This window comes from Flavobacterium sp. CECT 9288 (assembly GCF_918731615.1).
Taxonomy (GTDB): Bacteria; Bacteroidota; Bacteroidia; order Flavobacteriales; family Flavobacteriaceae; genus Flavobacterium.
In genome coordinates, this window is record NZ_OU957226.1 from 1,979,303 (window position 1) to 1,999,080 (window position 19,778).

Consider the following 19,778-nt stretch of genomic DNA (forward strand, 5'->3'; position numbering starts at 1 on the left):
TTTTTGTTTTAAACTACACAATTGTTTAAATATCAAGATATGATTAAAAATATGTACACCAATTGGAATTACATCAGAGTTATCCGTATGATTTTAGGGCTTATTGTGATGATTCAAGCTGTTTATACTAAAAATTATTTGTTCCTGCTTCCCGGAATTTTATTTACCGGAATGGCACTATTAAATACTAGTTTTTGCGGTTCAAATGGTTGCGCTGTTCCGAAATCAGAAAGTAAAATCAGCAAGGAAAATTAATAGTATTAAAAAAAGCAATCATCAAAAAAGTTGTTAGTGTGATTCTCTGAGCAATTGTCAGCTATTTGTATTATCCGAACATAGGTTGCGATTCCGTACTTTTGCCATAACATCCAAACCTTTAAATATCACTTTATATGGTGGTTAATAGAAGGTTTGATTTTTAATATGTTTGCAAAATCACCTAGAAAAAATTAAACATTTAAATTGCTTTAAAATAGGTAAATTTGAAAGTCATTGGAAAAAATGGTATTAAATTTTTCTTTTTATATCCATCAAAGACAGTTGTAATTACCTTTAAAATCAATAAGAAAAAAATAATATGGAAGACATAAAACCAGCAAACAAAGACTTAATTTTAAGAGAAAAATTAGCATTACAACGAACTACTTTGGCTAATCAATCTACTTTTCTTTCCTTTTTGAGAACGTCAATGTATTTTTTGATCGCAGGTTTGAGCTTGAGAAATTTATTGATGATTGAAAATAGTTTACTAATTGAGATAGCACTTTTTATTACTTCCTTTATCATTTTTGTTTTTGGAACAGTGAACTATTTTAAGCACAAAAAATCCATTACAGAAAATAAAAAACACATTGGTGACTATCAATTAGAATATTACAAATTATAATCGTGACTCTTAAAGCACCAAATTTCTTTTCTAAAAAAATCCACCTCAATTGAAAACAAACAAAACCAAACTTGGACTGAAAGAAAATTGGAAACAGTTTACCATTTTGGTTATTGTCAATGCGTTTGTTGGTGGAATGATAGGAATGGAACGAACTATTATTCCAAAATTCGCTGAAATTGAATTTGGTATTGCTTCAAAAACGGCTATTCTATCTTTTATTATTGCATTTGGAATTACAAAAGCCATTACCAATTATTTTACTGTTTAAGTACCATTTTTTTAGTGAAAAAAAATTATTTCAAAAATCATTTAAAAAAAACATGTTACTTTTCAGCTTATCCCTCTAAAAATCAAATTTATAGGGTTTATATATCCATGTGTTTCAGCGTTCTAAAATAAAAATGGAATTTATTAGCATAAATTTTTCCTTGTGTGACAAAAGTAACATAACTACTCATTTGTAATTACAACCTTTGTTACCATAAAAATATAATTATGGAAATTTTAGAATTGATCAAAGAACCTTGGCCGTGGTATATTGCAGGCCCATTAGTTGGACTTACAGTTCCAGCTTTGTTAATCATTGGCAACAAATCATTTGGTATCAGCGCCTCATTACGTCATACCTGTGCCATGTGCTTACCAGCAAACATCAAATTTTTCAAATACGATTGGAAAAAAGAAATCTGGAATATGTTTTTTGTTTTCGGTATTTTATTGGGTGGCATACTTGCTTACAGCTTTTTGTCAAATCCTAATCCGATTATCATTGATGGAAATCTACAAACCGAATTAGCAGGCTATGGCATAACTGAAATTTACGGAATGTTGCCAGAACAATTATTCTCGTGGGAAAGTTTGTTTACACTCAAAGGATTTTTCATGATGGTCGTTGGTGGTTTTTTCATTGGTTTTGGTTCTCGTTATGCAGGAGGTTGCACAAGTGGTCACGCTATTTCTGGTTTGTCTAATTTACAAATACCATCATTAATTGCAACATGTTGTTTCTTCATTGGCGGATTGATTATGGCAAACCTTATTTTACCATTTATTCTTTCACTTTAAATTACTAATTATGAATATAAAAGATCAAAATACAGATTTCGAAACACGTTCACTAGACACCGTTTGTATTAACGAAAGCCAATTGCAAAACAAATGGTACCATAATTTAAAATATCTTGTCATTGGTATCTTGTTTGGAATTGTTTTCATCAAAGCAGAAATTATCAGTTGGTACCGAATTCAGGAAATGTTTCGTTTCCAATCTTTTCACATGTACGGCGTAATTGGAAGTGCAGTTGTTGTGGGAATAATATCCGTTTTCCTGCTAAAAAAATTCAATATCAAAACCATTTATGGAGAAAAAATTGAGTTCCACGACAAAACATTCAACAAAGGACAGGTTTATGGTGGACTTATCTTTGGGTTGGGTTGGGCAGTAACCGGAGCTTGTCCAGGACCGTTGTTTGCACAAATTGGAACGGGAGCCACCGTGATGATTGTAACCCTATTCTTTGCAATCGTTGGAACATGGGTTTATGGATATTTTAGAGATAAACTGCCTCATTAATATATTTTATGATTTCAAAGAAAGAAACTGCAGAACGATCTATTACATTCTTAAAAAAAAATTGATACATCTGTTTGCAGTTGTTGTTTTCTTGTGAGGACTTTTATCAGTCGTTTTGTTTTTTAATTCCTCAATAAAACTGCTTGGCTCCATGATAATGAGGTAAAATTCTTTTCACTAAATGTTACTACCCACAAAAAGGGATGTTAGAAAACGAAACAGTACAATTTAGGAGACCTATTGCCGCTATCTATTGAGATTGTTTTGCCTAAACTTAATGACTTACAAATGAAATATTTTTTCAATAGTTTACTTATAATCGGTATTATTTTTAGTAGCTATAATGCTGTGGCACAACATCAGGAAATTTCAGAAAAGCCAACGGTTTGGAAAGAAAAAAATAACGAAAAAGTTGATTCTACCTCAATTCTAAATGCTTTCAAAAACGGTAATTTCAATGGTCACTTCCGCTATTTTTTTATGAGTACTAATAATGAAAGTGGCTTATCTGATTATTATGCCAATGCCCTTGGTGGAGGCGTGAAATTTGAAACTGCAAAATTTCATAATTTTCAATTTGGTGTCAGCGGTTATTACATATTCAATATTGGTTCTTCTGATTTTTCTAAAAAAGATCCTGTGACCAATTTATCAAACAGATACGAGATTGGGCTTTTTGACATTCAAAATCCATCAAACAAAAACAATTTGAATCGACTAGAGGAATTACATGTGAAATACAATTTCAAAAATTCGAATATAAATCTTGGAAAACAATTACTCAATACATCCTTTATAAATCTGCAAGACGGAAGAATGCGCCCAACCGTAGTGGATGGAATTTGGATTGATTTTAACGAAATCAAGAAAACTAAAATAAATCTGGGCTACCTATATGGAATTTCACCACGAAGCACCATGAAATATTTTGACCTGGGAATCTATAGGCATTTACCCCTCCGGCATCAATCCCGATGGAACAAAATCAAATTATGCTGGAAATTTAGACAAAAGTGGAATTTATATTGTTGGTTTACAAAATGAATCTATAAAAAATTTAAAGATACTTTTATGGAACCAATATGCTGAGGATATATTCAATTCTGCATTGTTCCAAATGGATTATAAATACGATTTGAATCCCAATTCTAAACTGCTTTTTGGCTTTCAATCAATTTATCAAAATGCATTGAATTTTGGCGGAAATGAGGATCAAAGCAAAACTTATTTCAAAAAAAATGGTACTTCTCAAACCTTTGGAGGAAGATTAGGTTGGCAAAATAAAAAAATAGAATTTACTTTAAACTACAACCGAATAACGGCTAAAGGTCGGTATCTCATGCCCAGAGAATGGGGTCGAGACCCGTTTTACACCTTTATGGCCAGAGAACGAAATGAAGGTTTTGGGGATGTGCACGCTTTAATGACCAAAATACAATATTCAAATCCTAAAAAGAGATTCAAATCGCAACTAGCAGTTGGATATTTTGATTTACCAGATGTAAAATACGTTGCCCTGAATAAATACGGATTGCCTTCTTATGTTCAAACAAATGTAGATTTTCGCTATCAATTTCAAGGAATGTTAAAAGGTTTTGACGCGCAAATATTGTATGTACACAAATTCAATTTAGTTGAAAATTACGGCAATAAAAATTTTATTTTCAATAAGACCAACATGGGTAATATCAATTTAATAGTCAACTTCAATTTTTAAGCCCTTGTTTTATAATAAAGACTGTAGTCTCATTACTAAAAAAAAGAACATTTATTTAGCGCTAAACCACAACTACACTTTAATATTCCCTCTGTTTTTTAAAAACATAACTTCTATAATTTTACTAGACATAGAGGTGCTCACACCTAAATGATTGGATAAAATTTCAATAAGACTTTTTTCTTCTTTTTCTAATGTTCCGTCAGCTAACAAGACATCTAAGGCTAGAGCAAACAAGGTTTCTTTATCTTCGGTTTCTATCCAAGAACAACATGCTTTGATATATTTAAGCTGTCCCAACTCTTTATAAAATGCAATGGCAGTTTCATAATAAGGTCCAAAATCTACATTCTTAAATTTTTCCTTAGAATACAGTATTCTTGATAGCGATTTTCTTTCGGCTTCAGATATATGATGATCCGCTTTTATACAAGTATATAAAATTCCTAACCAAGCCTCAGCTTCAGATTGAATTGGATTTTCTCCCATAGTATTAATGTCGTTTTCCAAAATATTTTTTGCTAAATTTACAATTAACCATTTATAAAAACAATCTTGAGTGTGTGTATATTTTGATGTCATAAAAAAATTCATAATAACAAGAGACTAACACAAACTTAACAGCCTAAAATTGAGGTTAAAAGAGGAACATTTTATATATTAGCATATAAATATTAATTTAAACTATAATTTTTATCTATTGAATTTTTAATTCACTACGAATGTTTTAAATAACTTTGTAATCAGAAAAATAAAAACAAACATACTATGGAAAATAATGCAAAACCAACCTCTTACAATGTTAACGGAGAGAGTAAATGTCCTTTCTCTGGAGCTTCAACATCTGCTCCAAAACAAAGCACTACTCACGGTAAAACAAATCGTGATTGGTGGCCTAACCAACTTAATTTAAAAATTCTGCGTCAAAATTCATTAGAGAACAATCCCATGGGAGCCAACTTTAATTATGCCGAAGAATTCAAAAAAGTAGATTTAGAGACTTTAAAAAATGATATTAAAGAAGTTATCACAACTTCTCAAGACTGGTGGCCTGCAGATTACGGAAGCTACGGTCCCTTTTTTATACGTTTAGCTTGGCACAGTGCAGGAACATACCGTATTGCAGATGGTCGTGGTGGAGCTGGTTTTGGAACACAAAGATTTGCACCATTAAACAGCTGGCCAGATAATGCCAACTTAGACAAAGCTCGTTTGTTGTTATGGCCCATAAAACAAAAATATGGCAACAAAGTTTCATGGGCAGATTTAATGGTATTAGTGGGGAACTGTGCCTTAGAATCAGCAGGATTTAAAACGTTTGGTTTTGCTGGAGGTCGTGTAGACGTTTGGGAACCACAAGAAGATATTTATTGGGGACCAGACAAAGAATGGTTGTCTTTAAGTACAGAACCACACAGCCGTTACTCAGGAGATCGTGAGTTAGAAAATCCTTTGGCTGCTGTACAAATGGGGCTTATTTATGTAAACCCAGAAGGACCAGATGGAAATCCAGATCCACTATTAGCAGCACGTGACATTAGAGAGACATTTGCACGCATGGCTATGAATGATGAGGAAACAGTTGCCTTGATTGCAGGAGGACACACACTAGGAAAAACTCACGGTGCTGCTGATCCTAATGTATATGTAGGCGCTGAACCAGCAGGCGCATCTATTGAAGAACAAAGTTTAGGCTGGAGAAATACGTATGGTACAGGAAATGGTGCAGATACTATTACTAGTGGACTAGAAGGAGCTTGGACTACTACACCAATAAACTGGAGTAATAATTATTTTGAAAACCTATTTGGCTTTGAATGGGAATTAACAAAAAGTCCTGCAGGAGCTCATCAATGGAAGCCAGTAGGAAATGGCGGTGCGGGAACAATTCCTGATGCTCATGATGAATCAAAAACGCACCAACCAATGATGCTTACAACCGATTTATCTTTACGCGTTGATCCTGCTTATGAGAAAATCTCTCGTCACTTTTTCGAAAATCCTGATGCTTTTAATGATGCATTTGCAAGAGCATGGTTTAAGCTGACTCATAGAGATATGGGGCCAAAAGTACGCTATTTAGGAAACGAAGTACCAGCTGAAGAGCTAATTTGGCAAGATCCAGTTCCTGAGGTTACATTTGAATTAATTAACGAGCAAGACGTTGAAGCACTTAAGGCTTCTGTTTTATCATCTGGATTAAGTATCTCAGAGCTTGTAAGTACAGCATGGGCATCGGCTTCTACTTTTAGAGGATCTGATAAGCGTGGTGGGGCAAACGGTGCTCGTATTAGACTAGAACCACAAAAAAGTTGGAAAGTAAACAATCCTTCTCAACTTGATCGTGTTTTAGCTACGTTAGAGAATATCAAAAATGAATTCAATTCTCATAATACTGATAAAAAAGTATCTATTGCCGATTTAATTGTACTAGCAGGAAATGCAGCAGTTGAAAAAGCTGCAGCAAATGCAGGAATTCAAGTTAAAGTTCCTTTTGCCGCTGGACGTACGGATGCTTCACAAGAGCAAACAGATGTTGAGTCGTTTGCAGTTTTAGAGCCACAAGCTGATGGATTTAGAAATTATGTAAAAACTAAATATACCGTTTCTGCCGAGGAAATGTTAATTGACAAAGCGCAGTTATTGACATTAACAGCTCCAGAAATGACAGTTCTTGTAGGCGGTATGCGCGTATTGAACACTAATTTTGATAAATCTCAAAATGGAGTTTTTACAAGCAGACCTGAAACACTTACTAATGATTTCTTTGTAAACTTATTAGATTTAAGAACTACTTGGAAAGCCGTTTCAGAATCTGACGATGCTTTTGTAGGTAGTGATAGAATGGCTGGTGGATTAAAATGGATTGGAACAAGAGTTGATTTAATCTTTGGTTCTAACTCTGAATTAAGAGCACTTGCAGAAGTTTACGGATACCATGATGCACATGAAAAATTTGTAACTGACTTCGTAGCTGCATGGACTAAGGTGATGAACCTTGATCGTTTTGACTTAGTGTAAATATTGAATTTTAATTTGTTTAAAAGGTGGTCTAGCAATAGATCACCTTTTTTTATTAAAGTATTTTACATTAAAATCGTCATAATCTTGGTTCCTTTTTTAAACAAAAATTACGAAGTATTCCAAAATATAAAATTCATAAAAAAAGCCATCTTTTGGAGATGGCTAAATATAAATATGAAATCGGATTACAAAGTATAATCAGTGTTCACAAAATTTGATTCTTTACTATTTAATAATGCTTGTAATATTTCATTATTATACTCATTATCCTTTGAGGCAACAAAGGTTCTAATGGAGAACGAGCGCAACGCATCATGAATACTCAAAGTACCCACCGCAGAATCCTTACGACCTGTAAACGGATACACATCAGGACCTCTTTGGCAAGAACTATTCAAATTTACTCTACATACTAAATTTACCAAACTATCAATTAATGGTGCAATGGTTTTAATATCCCTACCAAATAAACTAACTTGTTGTCCATAGTTAGACTCAGCCATATCGTTCAATGGCTCTTGAATATCCTTGAAAGTCATTACAGGAACAACAGGACCAAATTGCTCTTCATGGTACACTCGCATTTCTTTATTCACCGGAAACAATACTGCTGGGAAAATATAATTTGGCATATGCTCACCCCCTTTTTCATTGAGGATTGTAGCACCATTTTTAATTGCATCATCAATTAACTCCTGTATGTAAGCTGGCTTTTCCTTTTCTGGCAAAGGAGTTAACATTACCCCGTTGTCCCAAGGATTCCCAAAAGCGAGAGCATCAACTTTGGCAGCAAACCTAGTGTTAAATTCATCAGCAATACTTTCATGAACATATATTATTTTTAATGCTGTACAACGCTGTCCATTAAAGGATAATGTACCCGCTATACATTCTTGAATCGTCAAATCAAGATCAGCATCTGGTAAAATAATGGCTGGGTTTTTTGCTTCAAGTCCTAATATTAATCGCAATCTGTTTTTGTTTGGATGCTGATCCTGAAGTGCAATAGCTGATTTACTATTCCCTATTAACGCCAAAATATCCACTTTCCCAGATTTCATAATTGGCGAAGCTACTTCGCGACCTCTACCGTAAATAATATTGATGGCTCCTTTTGGAAAACTATTTCTAAAAGCTTCTAACAAAGGTGAAATTAAAAGTACACCATGTTTTGCTGGCTTAAAAATTACAGTATTACCCATAATCAATGCAGGAATTAGCAATGAAAAAGTTTCGTTTAAAGGATAATTATAAGGTCCTAAACACAATACTACCCCTAACGGCCCACGACGCACCATGGCATTTACACCTTGACTTTTAGTAAATCGGGATGAATTTCTATCTAATAATTTATAATCTTCAATAGTATCATAAATGTATTCCACGGTTCTATCAAACTCTTTTTCAGAATCTGGTAGTGACTTGCCTATTTCCCACATTAAATATTTCACTACTTCGGCACGAGTAGTTTTCATTTGCTTGACAAAATTTGTCATGCACTTGATACGATCCGATACTTTCATGGTTGGCCATAGTCCTTGGCCATTGTTATAGGCATTACTTGCTGCTTGTACCGCTTCATTTGCCTCCTCTTCACCCATAAATGGAATTGACCCCAGAATAGTAGGTCCATATTCATTAGTAGAAGAAATGGTTGAGAAAACGGCTGTAGTTTGTCCCTCCCACTTTTTTAATTCACCATCAACAAGATAGGTGTCTTGATTTAATAAACTTTTAATCTGATATTCTTCGGGAATCACATTCATTTTTTAAGGTTTTAAAATTAGAAACTATCAAGCGCATGCCATGAAAAAAATTAAGGCGTTACTACCGCTCCTTCCCAATCTAAAATACCTCCTAATAAATTATAGGTATTCTCAAAACCCAACTGATTCATTATTTCGCAAGCTTTAGCACTACGCATACCAGACCTGCAATAAACATAATATTTTTTATCTCTGTCTAAAGCTTCAATGGCAGTTACAAAATCTTGTCCTCTGTGAATATCAATATTTATGGCATTAGCTATAAAACCATCATTGAATTCATCTTCAGTTCTTACGTCTAAAATTACTGTATTTTCGTCGGCCTCATATTGAGAAACCCACTCTTCTTGTGTTAAATTCATAGTGTTCTTTTTTGTAAAAATACGATGTTTTTATCAAACAATTATTGAATTAATTGTTAATTAGATATTAATCCTAAGAAAACGATTGCGTAAAATATTCATAATCAAATCAATAAACCAAACTTTTTAAAGCCTATAAAATCTATAGGAATATTAATTTTAACAATCTGTTAATGAGTATTTTAATCTTAATATTCTCTTGAAAACTATGGATGTTTTTTGCGTTTAGATTACCTTTATAAAAAATATATAATCCTAAAAAATGATTGACTCCCTAAAAAAAATTTTCCAATCCTTCTCAACTGATTTAGTTCAAGAAATAGAAAAAAATGCAGTCATACAAACGTATCCAGTGGGATCTGTAATTATGAGAACGGGGCAGTATATAAAAAGTACCGTACTGGTTATTCAAGGAAAAATAAAAATTTATAGAGAGGATGAAAATGGAGGAGAATTTTTCATGTATTATTTACAACCAGGACAAGCTTGTGCTATTTCTATGATTTGTGCTACTAAAAATGAAAAAAGTCAAATTATGGCCCTTGTTGTTGAAGATGTTGAACTGCTGATGATTCCGTTGCCACTAATGGATAAATGGATGATGCAACACCGAAGCTGGTACGAATTTGTTATTGATACTTACAGAAGCCGATTTGAAGAAGTTCTTGAAGTGATTGACAGCATTGCCTTTAGAGCTATGGATGAACGATTAGAATTTTATTTGCAACGCCACGCTACTTCTTGCGGCTGTAAAGAGCTTAAACTATCGCATCAAGAAATAGCATCTGATTTAAATACCTCAAGAGAAGTAATTTCTAGATTGTTAAAAAAAATGGAACAAAGAGGAATTGTGTTGCTTCATCGTAATAATATTGAACTACTTTCTAAATAATTTTAAAGGAGAATAGTTTATTTTCAATACCTCTATTTATGGAAATTATTGGTTATATAGCGTCTATCATAATTGGAATTTCACTGGGATTAATTGGTGGTGGTGGCTCCATACTTACTATACCTATCTTAGTGTACCTTTTTAAAATAGACCCTGAAATTGCAACAAGTTACTCCCTTTTTATTGTGGGCGTTACGGCATTATTTGGCTGTATTAGTCATTACAAGATGGGAAATTTAAAAATCAAATCGGCATTGTATTTTGCCATACCATCAGTAATGTCAATATTAATAATTCGCGAAGTAATATTCCCTAACATAGCCTCAACCCTATTTACGATTGCTTCTTACCAAGTTTCAAAAAATGTTCTTATTATGTCTGTTTTTTCGGTTTTAATGATTGCATCGGCTCTAGCCATGATTAGAAAGTCTAAATTAATAGCAGTCGCATCAACTAAAACTAATTATTTACAGCTGAGTGGCATTGGATTTCTAATCGGGATTGTAACGGGATTTCTGGGAGCTGGTGGAGGATTTTTAATTATACCTGCTCTTTTATTTTTTGCAAATTTACCTATGAAACAAGCAGTAGGAACCTCGTTATTAATAATTTTCATCAATTCCAGTATTGGTTTTGGTGGAGATTTATACATTGGTACACCCATAAATTATACAATTCTTTTTTTGATATCGGGAATGGCCTTCATAGGAATGATCATTGGTTTGCAGCTTTCAAAAAAAATAGATGGAGCACAACTAAAACCTATATTTGGATGGTTTGTACTTGTTATGGGAATCTATATTATTACCAAAGAATTTTTCTTTAAATAAAAACTTTATGTAACAAATATCACTGTTAATACTAAAAAACAGAAGTACATTTGTACTCTAAATAAATTATAAAAATGAAAATAGAACAAATATATACAGGATGTTTAGCACAAGGTGCTTACTATATTACTTCTAATGGTGAAGCTGCCATTATAGACCCATTAAGAGAAACGCAGCCATATCTTGACAGATTACAAAGAGATGGTGTAACATTAAAATACATTTTTGAAACGCATTTTCACGCTGATTTTGTTTCAGGACATTTAGATTTAAGTCGTGCTACAAATGCACCTATTGTTTATGGTCCTAATGCAACTTGCGAATTTGACTGTATCTCTGCTGTGGATGGCCAAATTTTTACTCTAGGAAATGTGAAAATTAAGGTGTTGCATACTCCAGGACACACCATGGAAAGCACTACGTTTTTAATCATTGATGAAAACGGAAAAAACCATGCCATTTTTTCTGGTGACACCTTATTTATAGGTGATGTTGGAAGACCTGATTTAGCTCAAAAAGCGGCTCACATGACACAAGAACAACTTGCAGCTACTTTGTACCATTCGCTACGTGATAAAATTATGACTTTGGCAGATGATGTTATTGTGTATCCCGCACATGGCGCGGGAAGTGCTTGCGGTAAAAACATGAGTAAAGAAACCGTTTCTACCATTGGGAACCAAAAAGAAACTAATTACGCCTTAAGAGCAAACATGACTGAAGCAGAATTTATTGCAGAAGTTACAGATGGTTTATTGCCTCCACCAGCATATTTTGGTATGAATGTAGCCATGAATAAAAAAGGGTACGATAGTTTTGAAAATGTATTAAATTTAGGAATGCAAGCGCTTACACCAAAAGATTTTGAAAACAGTGCTGAGCAAAATGGGGCGTTACTTCTTGACACTCGTAATAATGGTGTCTTTGCAAAAGGTTTTATTCCGCAGTCTATAAATATTGGTATTGACGGTGATTTCGCTCCTTGGGTAGGTGCGCTAGTGGCTGATGTACAACAACCTATATTGATAATTTGTGAAGTAGGACAAGAAGAAGAAACAGTAACTCGATTGAGCCGTGTAGGGTTTGATAACTTATTAGGTCATCTTGAAGGAGGATTTGATGCATGGGTTAATGCTGGAAATGAAATAGATACAATCAATAGAATTTCGGCTGCACAATTTGAACAAGAAGTAAAAATAGGTGAAAGCAAAATAGTTGATATAAGAAAAGAGACTGAATATAGCGCAGAGCACGTAGACGATGCTTATAATAAACCACTTGCTGCTATAAATGATTGGATTAAAGATATTGACCCAAAAGAACATTTTTACATTCACTGTGCTGGAGGATACCGCAGTATGATTGCAGCTTCTATCCTTGAGGCTCGCGGTTTTAGAAACTTTACCGAAATTGAAGGGGGATTTAACGCCATTGCAAAAACAAATATTCCCAAAACAGATTTTGTTTGCCAAAGTAAAATATTAAAATAACAATAAACTATAATCAATTGATTCTATCTTATTTATGTCAAAATGATAAGTCATTTGATTTGATATAATAAAACTATGTCTGATTTAAAATGTTGCATTGTTAGCTGCGAGCAACCCAAAGATGCAAATTATTGGGAATCGCAATATGTTGCACAAACTACAAAGTGGGATTTGGGAACCATAGCACCACCACTTCAAGAATTTATAAATACTATAACCAATAAAGACTGTAGTATTTTGATTCCGGGTTGCGGTAATAGTTATGAGGCTGAATATCTTTTAGCAAATGGTTTTAGTAACATTACCGTTATAGATATTGCACCATCACCCGTGGCAGCCTTGACAAAAAAACATGCTAACAATCCAAACATAAAGATTATTCAAGGTGATTTTTTTACACATTCTGGTCAATATGACTGTATTATTGAGCAAACCTTCTTTTGTGCTATTCCACCGTTTATGAGGCAAAAATACCTTTGGAAAATGCATCAGCTGCTGGCAAAAAATGGAGTTTTAGCAGGACTTCTTTTCAATAGAAATTTTGAAGCTGGACCTCCCTTTGGTGGAAGCCAAAAAGAATATGAAAGCCTTTTTGAAAATGCTTTCCAAATTCAAAAAATGGAAATAGCAAGAAATTCTGTTGCGCCAAGAGCAAACTCTGAGTTGTTTTTTATGTTTGAAAAAAAGACGAATGTTATTGTGAACTTGTATGAATTAAACGGAGTTACATGCTCCACCTGTGCCAAAACAATAGAATCAAAATTAACTATAATTGAAGGTGTAGTTCAAGTTTCAATAAATACAAACTTCCAGGAAATTGTCATTGTAAGTCACTCAGTAGTGGCCATTGAAAAACTTCAAGATGCGCTTATATATGACGCTAGTTATTCAATTGCACCGCATAGTACTACCTAGAAAATATGCTTTACTAGTTAATATTGTAACATAATAGGTAAATTATAAAAAGGTATTTGACTGTTCAAATACCTTTTTTATTGAGAACCTCATTGATGAAAGTTATTTTTTTAACCAAGCTTGTAAAACACGCTCTAAATCTGTTTGAATTATTGGTTTAGGAAGATAATCATTCATTCCTGCTTCAAAACATTTTTCTTTATCCCCTACCATGATTCCTGCTGTAATGGCAATGATAGGGATGTCTTGAGAGTTTTCAAATTTTCTAATCTCATCAGTGGCTTCATAACCGTTTTTATTAGGCATTTGTATGTCCATAAGAATTACATCAGGTCTTTCTTTTTCATAAAGTTCCACAGCTTCGTTACCATCTTTGGCTTCAAAAATTTGACAATTAGAAATGATTCTTTTCACTAATGTTTTAGCTAGCAACATATTGATTTTATTATCCTCAACAATCAAAACTCTCTTATCATCTAAAATACATTCCGGCAAGCTAGTTACGATATTATTTTTAGGAATAATTGGTGTGTCTAAATCATTTTTGAAACTCGCTCTTGTAAATTTGACTACAAAGTAAAAATCACTACCATCACCGTATTTACTGATTAATTCTAACTTACTATCCATTAATGCTAGCAACTGATTTGAGATAGCCAATCCTAATCCTGTACCACCAAACTTTCTATTTGTAGAATTGTCCTCTTGTACAAAGGATTTGAATATTTTTTCGTTGTTATAAGTTTTAATCCCAACACCAGTATCCTTAACCGAAAACTTAATTGTTGCTGATTGTTTTTTATTTTTATCAATTTGACTAATGTCCAATCTAATTTCTCCAAAATGAGTAAACTTTATTGCATTGCTTAACAAGTTTACTAAAATTTGCTTGAGTCTAACAGAGTCCGCAATGATGTATTGTGGCACTGATTTATCAATATCAAGGATTAAGTTAATATTTTTTTTGATGGCCTGAATCTTAAACAAGTTGATTACTTGATTTGTTAGTTTAAACAGATTTACTTTTTCAAGATTCAATTCTAGTTTACCCGATTCTATTTTGGAGAAATCCAAAACATCATTTACAATATCCATTAATGAAGTAGCAGATTCATTGACAGTGGTCATATACTCCGCTTGATTTTTCTTAAGATTAGACTTCATTAATAAATGTGTAAATCCTATGATACCATTTAAGGGTGTTCTAATTTCATGACTCATATTAGCTAAGAAATCTGTCTTGGCTTTGTTTGCAGCTTCAGCTAATTCTTTAGCTTTAAGGAGTTCCATTTCAAGCACTTTTTGATCTGTTATATCCATAAAACTAATTACAATTTCATTGATATCTCCACAGTGATCAAAGTCAGGATACCCGTTTACCAAAACCCATATTGGTTCTTTTCTAGAGGTGTGAACTACACCCATCTTAAAGTTTTTTAAGGACGCTTTAGTTGAAATAATTTGGTTCACTGGATATTTCTCAACTAACAATTCATTTCCAAATTCATCATAAAGAGTAAGATTTCTATCATGAGTAGAAATACCTTTCAACTCTTCATCGGTTAGTCCTAATAATTCATTTGCTTTTTGATTGTTTACAATAATGGAGGCATCAGGTTTGTATACCATGATTCCTGCATCAAGGTTATTCAATAATCCGCGGTATCGTTCTTCACTTTTAAAGAATGCAATATCAGATTGTTTCGCTTTAGTAATATCCCTACACAGGCAAATAAAGTGAATTTCGTTATCTAAATTTTCTTTCATTGGTGCAACCGAAAGTTCAAACCAATGTGTTTCTTGAGCTAACTCAAGAATGTATTGCTTACCCGCTGAAAATCCATCAACCGAAGCTTCATTGATAGCTTCAAGAATTATGTTTGAGGCAGATTCAGGCAGCACATCCGAAAACTTTTTATCTAAAAAATATTCTGGTGGTACAGCAAGTAAATCGTCTCTTCGGGAATGATAATTAAAAATTTTACCATCAAGATTAATTTCAAAAAGCATATCTGGAATTGCGCCAAGTATAGCCTCCATTTTTTTGTGCATGCGCATAAACTCATCATCAATTTGTTTACGCTCACTTACATCCCTTACAATAGCTACAATTCTACCGTCTACAATTTTTTTAGCTGTAATCTCTACAGCAATAGAAGCACCATTTTTGTGCAACATATTGCACTCCATCAATGTTTGCTCTGTATTTATCAATTCATTAAAGATTATTGGTCTTTTGACAAGATCATCTATAATGTATAAGTTTTCAAAATTCTTAGTACATAATTCCTCTTTTGTAAAACCTAGCATTTTACAAGCGCTATCATTAACTTCAAGTAATTTACCCTTACTATTGCTGATCATTATAGCATCGGAGGCTTGCTCTATCAAACTTTTATATCGCTCTTCACTGTTAATAAGTTGCTCTTTGATATTCTTTAATTCAGTAATTTCGGTTAATGCACCATTAAGTAGTATTGCTTTACCTTCTTCATCTCTAGAAATTATACCTCTGTCAAAAAATATCCCATAGGTTCCATCAGCTTTCATGAATCGAAACTCATCAGACCAATTATTAGTAGTTCCAGCATATGTTTCTTCCAGTTTTTCAATAACTCTATCTCTATCATCTGGATGCAGTTTTGAACGCCAGACAGTCATATTATTGATACCATTTGATATTGTGCTACCAAAACCTAATAGATCAATAAATGCTTGATTATTCCAACTCTCTCCTGTAATTAAGTTGACTTCAAAAACAGCATCATTTGTAGCTGCTGAGATCATTTCAAAACGCTCATTGGCAGCTCTAATTTTCTCTTCAGCTTTTTTAATTTCGGTAAGATCTACTCCCATCCCTACAATGCATTTTTTACCTTCGTATGAAATACATCTTGAGTTTACATAGTACGGAATTTTATTTTTAGATTTAGTAAAGAATTCAAGCTCAAAACCTTCACTATTTAAATCCGAATTGCCTTGTTTGGTATCAAATATAGATTGTATCCGGGGAGCGAGTCTCTTTTTTTGATCGTCATCAAAGAAATCAAGCGGACTCATATTCAAAATTTCTTCTTCATTATATCCCGTGATTTCTTCAAAATTTTGGTTCCATTTTACAAATTTACCTTTTTCATCATAGAGGTAAAAAATTCCAGGAAGGCTATTTATAACAACCTCAGAAAGCTGTTTTTCTTTCAAAATTTCAGACTCAGCAAGTTTACGCTCGGTAATATCAGTAATTGTACCTATGTAACCTAGTATTTCATTTTTTACATTTCGCTCTGGTATAGCCTTGCCCATTACCCAAGATATTGATCCATCTGGACGTACAAATCTATACTCAGAAAATGAAGAACTTAATTTTTTTGTATCGTTATTCCAGCGACCTGCAAGATTAACTATATCATCCGGATGCACCGCCCTAAACCATCCATTTCCTAATGCTTCTTGAAAAGACAAACCTGATAATTGACTCCAGTATGGGTTTACATACGTGGTATACCCTATAGGGTCAGTTCTAAAAATACCTACAGGAGAAACCTCTGTTAAGGTATGGTAGCGTTGTTCACTTTCAAAAATTATTTCCTCAGCTTTTTTTCTTAATGTTTCTTTTTCAAAAATTTCAAGTGCAAAAGATATATCTTCTGTGGCCTCGATAAGTAAAGTAATCTCTTCATCATCAAAAAAATTAATCTCACCAGCGTAAAATGTAATGACTCCTACTACATTTCCAAACTTCTTAATAGGGATAGCCAATAGAGATTTGTAATTTCTACTCAATGCCTCTTGTTTCCAAAGGTTCATTGAAGAATCAGTCTCAATATTGTTGCAAACAACATGCTTTTTATCATTAACCGATCTTCCTATAGGCCCCTGACCGGCAGGAATATTTTTATTTGTAGAAATTGTCTTGATTACAGAAACATAATTTTCATACTCCCCGGCAACCATGGCAGGAAGTACTTTTTCACTAACTGGATCAATCATACCAATCCATGCCAGCTTAAACTTACCTATTTCTACAGCAATTGTACACGCTTCTCTAAATAAAGTTTGCTCATCTGTAGTACGCACAATCATTTGATTCATTTGACTTATAAATGAATACAATCTATTGGTTTTAATGATTTTTTGTTCAGCTAGAATTCGATCAGTGATATCTGTAATAATACCATGACAAATTACAGTCCCTTCCGGTTCCAATACTGGTAATGAGTTAACTTCATGCCAAACCAAACCTTTTTGCGGGTGAAAATAACGATACTGTGTCTTGAGTGGTACTAATTTGGTTTTGGTTATTTTTATCTTATCAATAACATCATTAATATCATCTGGATGAATGCGCTCAAATAGTTTTGAAGTATCAAACTCAATATCTTCAAAATGAAATCCATAAATTTCTTGAATGGCATTACTAGCATACGTATAAGACAAAGATTGGTCTTTATTTTGTCTCATGGAATATATTAAACCCGGTGAAGTTGCGGCAATTTTTTGAAATTTATTGCGTTCCTCATTTAATAATTCTTGTGCTTTTTTAGTAGATGTTACATCTCTTAAATTAATAACAATTCCACCTATATCAGGATCATGCAGTAAATTGTTTACATAGCCTTCGAGCCAGATGTAATGCCCTTTTTTGTGTTTTAATTGTAAGGAAATAAAAAAGGGCGCACTTGGTTCACTGAGTGCTTTTTTTAATAGATATGGAATTTCTTTTTGATCATCAGGATGAATAAAATTAAAAACTGAAATATTGTCGAAATCTTCATGTGACCATCCAGTAACTCTTTGTGCTGACTCGCTCCTAAAAATGATGTTTAATTTCTCATCTACTAAGGAAATGATGTCTACATTATTTTCTATTAATGCTCTAAAACGACGTTCGTTTTGAGCAATTTTATCTTCAATAGCTTTTTTTTCTGTAACATCTTTTACAAAACCTAGAAACCTATTTTCGGCAATTTTTACTGCTTCAACTTGCCAATATCGTTTAGAGCCGTCTTTTAAAATTGCTTGAATTTCTTTTTTGGCAACTCCTTTTTCAACTAAATTTTTAAATTCCCTATAATACTCCTTATGATTTTCCATTCCTGATAAATCCCCAAACTTTTTAGTGAGCAACTCTTCTCTGGAATAGCCAGAAAGCACAGTTGCAGCGTGGTTCACTTCTAGATAATTACCGTACTCATCTAAAACAAATACACCATCTGGAGCATTTTCTATGTAATTTTTAAATTTTAAATCACTTTCTCGCTGAATTAATTGTATCTGCTGAGCAACCTCAACTTTTTCACGTTTTTTAATTTCATATTCGATGCGCTTTTTTTCAGTTATATCTTGAACAGTTCCGTGAAAAGCAATTACGTTACCTGATTGGTCTACTTGAGGTGTAACTATAGCATACAGCCATTTTTCATTATTTTTAGATAGTACTACCTTTCGTTCAAAATCAAATTCCTTCTTATCAATGAGTGCTAGATTAACTTTATCAAGAAAAAAAGTAACGTCTTGGGATGAAAAGATTTTTAAAAATTCCTGATATAAATCTTGATAAGGGACTTTTGTTAATTCATAAATGGTATATAATTCCTTGGACCAAAACATTTCTTTGGTGTCTAACTCATATCTCCAGCTACCCAATTTTGCAATATGTTGGGCATCATTGAGTAATTTTTCACTTTCTAATAATTGCTCTTGAATTCTTTTTATACAAGTGACGTCTCTTCCTATACCATAAGCTAGACCATGTTGATGAGAAACGGTAATAATCCATTGAATCGAAATAATCTCACCATTTTTTTTTACATAACGATTTTCAAAGTTTATTGATTCTTTTTCTGTACCAAGCCTTTTTACTTCTTTTAAACTTTTTTCAAGATCTTCAGGATGAATAAAATTTAGAAAAGGCTGTGATAAAAGTTCTTGTTCTGTGTACCCTAAAACCGCAACAAAAGCTGGATTTATTTCTTTAAAATAACAATCGGCATTAGCAACACACACAAAATCCTGTGAGCTATGAATCAATTGTTCAAAGTTTTTTTTACAAGATTCTTTTTCTATTAAGGTTTGAAGTTGTAATTCTTTTTGCTTTACTAAAATAAGCAATTCATCATAGCTGTAATTAGCCTCATTCATAAAACATTAGTATTAAAGTAAATGCTAAATATAACAAAAAAAATAATCTATTAAAAAATTAAATGATGAAACTTACATCTTAGCCGTCCAAATACTCATCTAGCTAGTTAAACAAACGATATAAAAAAACAAAACGAAAGTTTTTTGATTCCTAGTAATGCGGCTTTTACCATTTAAAA

General features: G+C 33.0%; 16 protein-coding genes. 12 read left to right on the forward strand and 4 right to left on the reverse strand.

Annotated features, from left to right (window positions below; all coding sequences use genetic code 11):
* Window positions 1-39 precede the first annotated feature (39 nt).
* The 7 genes from LQ189_RS08710 to LQ189_RS08740 all read left to right on the forward strand — a co-directional run bounded on the left by LQ189_RS08710 (window position 40) and on the right by LQ189_RS08740 (window position 4,179).
* Window positions 40-255 (forward strand): hypothetical protein, encoded by a 216-nt coding sequence (locus tag LQ189_RS08710; protein ID WP_230155842.1) that lies wholly within the window; start codon window positions 40-42, stop codon window positions 253-255.
* 322 nt (window positions 256-577) lie between these two features.
* Window positions 578-886, forward strand: a complete 309-nt coding sequence (locus tag LQ189_RS08715) for a DUF202 domain-containing protein (protein ID WP_230155843.1) — start codon at window positions 578-580, stop codon at window positions 884-886.
* Window positions 887-935: 49 nt separating this feature from the next.
* Window positions 936-1,157: a hypothetical protein gene (locus tag LQ189_RS08720; protein ID WP_230155845.1), complete on the forward strand. Its 222-nt coding sequence runs from the start codon at window positions 936-938 to the stop codon at window positions 1,155-1,157.
* A 233-nt stretch (window positions 1,158-1,390) separates the two neighbouring features.
* Complete coding sequence (locus tag LQ189_RS08725) at window positions 1,391-1,954, forward strand: YeeE/YedE family protein (RefSeq protein WP_230158649.1); 564 nt, start codon at window positions 1,391-1,393, stop codon at window positions 1,952-1,954.
* A gap of 10 nt (window positions 1,955-1,964) precedes the next feature.
* Window positions 1,965-2,462, forward strand: a complete 498-nt coding sequence (locus LQ189_RS08730) for a DUF6691 family protein (RefSeq protein WP_230155847.1) — start codon at window positions 1,965-1,967, stop codon at window positions 2,460-2,462.
* 288 nt (window positions 2,463-2,750) lie between these two features.
* Window positions 2,751-3,506, forward strand: a complete 756-nt coding sequence (locus tag LQ189_RS08735; protein ID WP_230155849.1) for an OprD family outer membrane porin — start codon at window positions 2,751-2,753, stop codon at window positions 3,504-3,506.
* 73 nt (window positions 3,507-3,579) lie between these two features.
* Window positions 3,580-4,179 (forward strand): hypothetical protein, encoded by a 600-nt coding sequence (locus tag LQ189_RS08740; protein ID WP_230155851.1) that lies wholly within the window; start codon window positions 3,580-3,582, stop codon window positions 4,177-4,179.
* 72 nt (window positions 4,180-4,251) lie between these two features.
* On the opposite strand, the gene LQ189_RS08745 is transcribed toward LQ189_RS08740, so the two are convergent.
* Window positions 4,252-4,761 carry a TerB family tellurite resistance protein gene (locus LQ189_RS08745; RefSeq protein ID WP_230155853.1) on the reverse strand — a complete coding sequence of 170 codons (510 nt, stop codon included), beginning with the start codon at window positions 4,759-4,761 and terminating at the stop codon, window positions 4,252-4,254.
* A 186-nt stretch (window positions 4,762-4,947) separates the two neighbouring features.
* Here LQ189_RS08745 and katG point away from each other — a divergent pair, with 186 nt between their 5' ends.
* Window positions 4,948-7,200 carry a catalase/peroxidase HPI gene (gene katG, locus LQ189_RS08750; protein WP_230155861.1) on the forward strand — a complete coding sequence of 751 codons (2,253 nt, stop codon included), beginning with the start codon at window positions 4,948-4,950 and terminating at the stop codon, window positions 7,198-7,200.
* A gap of 188 nt (window positions 7,201-7,388) precedes the next feature.
* Here the strand turns inward: katG and LQ189_RS08755 are convergent, their stop codons facing one another.
* Window positions 7,389-8,969 (reverse strand): NADP-dependent glyceraldehyde-3-phosphate dehydrogenase, encoded by a 1,581-nt coding sequence (locus LQ189_RS08755; protein ID WP_230155863.1) that lies wholly within the window; start codon window positions 8,967-8,969, stop codon window positions 7,389-7,391.
* A 50-nt stretch (window positions 8,970-9,019) separates the two neighbouring features.
* On the reverse strand, window positions 9,020-9,331 hold the full coding sequence (locus LQ189_RS08760) for a rhodanese-like domain-containing protein (protein ID WP_086454053.1): 312 nt from the start codon (window positions 9,329-9,331) through the stop codon (window positions 9,020-9,022).
* Between the two features lie 262 nt (window positions 9,332-9,593).
* Between LQ189_RS08760 and LQ189_RS08765 the strand changes: the two genes are divergently transcribed.
* The 4 genes from LQ189_RS08765 (at window position 9,594) to LQ189_RS08780 (ending at window position 13,458) form a co-directional block, all read left to right on the forward strand.
* Window positions 9,594-10,223, forward strand: a complete 630-nt coding sequence (locus LQ189_RS08765) for a Crp/Fnr family transcriptional regulator (RefSeq protein ID WP_230155865.1) — start codon at window positions 9,594-9,596, stop codon at window positions 10,221-10,223.
* A 38-nt stretch (window positions 10,224-10,261) separates the two neighbouring features.
* Complete coding sequence (locus LQ189_RS08770) at window positions 10,262-11,053, forward strand: sulfite exporter TauE/SafE family protein (protein WP_230155866.1); 792 nt, start codon at window positions 10,262-10,264, stop codon at window positions 11,051-11,053.
* Window positions 11,054-11,127: 74 nt separating this feature from the next.
* On the forward strand, window positions 11,128-12,543 hold the full coding sequence (locus LQ189_RS08775) for a rhodanese-like domain-containing protein (RefSeq protein WP_230155867.1): 1,416 nt from the start codon (window positions 11,128-11,130) through the stop codon (window positions 12,541-12,543).
* 75 nt (window positions 12,544-12,618) lie between these two features.
* Complete coding sequence (locus LQ189_RS08780) at window positions 12,619-13,458, forward strand: methyltransferase domain-containing protein (protein ID WP_230155868.1); 840 nt, start codon at window positions 12,619-12,621, stop codon at window positions 13,456-13,458.
* A 102-nt stretch (window positions 13,459-13,560) separates the two neighbouring features.
* On the opposite strand, the gene LQ189_RS08785 is transcribed toward LQ189_RS08780, so the two are convergent.
* Window positions 13,561-19,599 carry a PAS domain S-box protein gene (locus LQ189_RS08785; RefSeq protein WP_230155869.1) on the reverse strand — a complete coding sequence of 2,013 codons (6,039 nt, stop codon included), beginning with the start codon at window positions 19,597-19,599 and terminating at the stop codon, window positions 13,561-13,563.
* Window positions 19,600-19,778: the final 179 nt, after the last annotated feature.

What these genes read in the sequence shown, in the direction of transcription:
- LQ189_RS08710 (WP_230155842.1), top strand. Translation starts at nt 40, where the DNA reads ATGATTAAAAATATGTACACCAATTGGAATTACATCAGAGTTATCCGT.
- LQ189_RS08715 (WP_230155843.1), top strand. Translation starts at nt 578, where the DNA reads ATGGAAGACATAAAACCAGCAAACAAAGACTTAATTTTAAGAGAAAAA.
- LQ189_RS08730 (WP_230155847.1), top strand. Translation starts at nt 1,965, where the DNA reads ATGAATATAAAAGATCAAAATACAGATTTCGAAACACGTTCACTAGAC.
- LQ189_RS08735 (WP_230155849.1), top strand. Translation starts at nt 2,751, where the DNA reads ATGAAATATTTTTTCAATAGTTTACTTATAATCGGTATTATTTTTAGT.
- LQ189_RS08740 (WP_230155851.1), top strand. Translation starts at nt 3,580, where the DNA reads ATGGATTATAAATACGATTTGAATCCCAATTCTAAACTGCTTTTTGGC.
- LQ189_RS08745 (WP_230155853.1), bottom strand. Translation starts at nt 4,761, where the DNA reads ATGACATCAAAATATACACACACTCAAGATTGTTTTTATAAATGGTTA.
- katG (WP_230155861.1), top strand. Translation starts at nt 4,948, where the DNA reads ATGGAAAATAATGCAAAACCAACCTCTTACAATGTTAACGGAGAGAGT.
- LQ189_RS08755 (WP_230155863.1), bottom strand. Translation starts at nt 8,969, where the DNA reads ATGAATGTGATTCCCGAAGAATATCAGATTAAAAGTTTATTAAATCAA.
- LQ189_RS08760 (WP_086454053.1), bottom strand. Translation starts at nt 9,331, where the DNA reads ATGAATTTAACACAAGAAGAGTGGGTTTCTCAATATGAGGCCGACGAA.
- LQ189_RS08765 (WP_230155865.1), top strand. Translation starts at nt 9,594, where the DNA reads ATGATTGACTCCCTAAAAAAAATTTTCCAATCCTTCTCAACTGATTTA.
- LQ189_RS08770 (WP_230155866.1), top strand. Translation starts at nt 10,262, where the DNA reads ATGGAAATTATTGGTTATATAGCGTCTATCATAATTGGAATTTCACTG.
- LQ189_RS08775 (WP_230155867.1), top strand. Translation starts at nt 11,128, where the DNA reads ATGAAAATAGAACAAATATATACAGGATGTTTAGCACAAGGTGCTTAC.
- LQ189_RS08780 (WP_230155868.1), top strand. Translation starts at nt 12,619, where the DNA reads ATGTCTGATTTAAAATGTTGCATTGTTAGCTGCGAGCAACCCAAAGAT.
- LQ189_RS08785 (WP_230155869.1), bottom strand. Translation starts at nt 19,599, where the DNA reads ATGAATGAGGCTAATTACAGCTATGATGAATTGCTTATTTTAGTAAAG.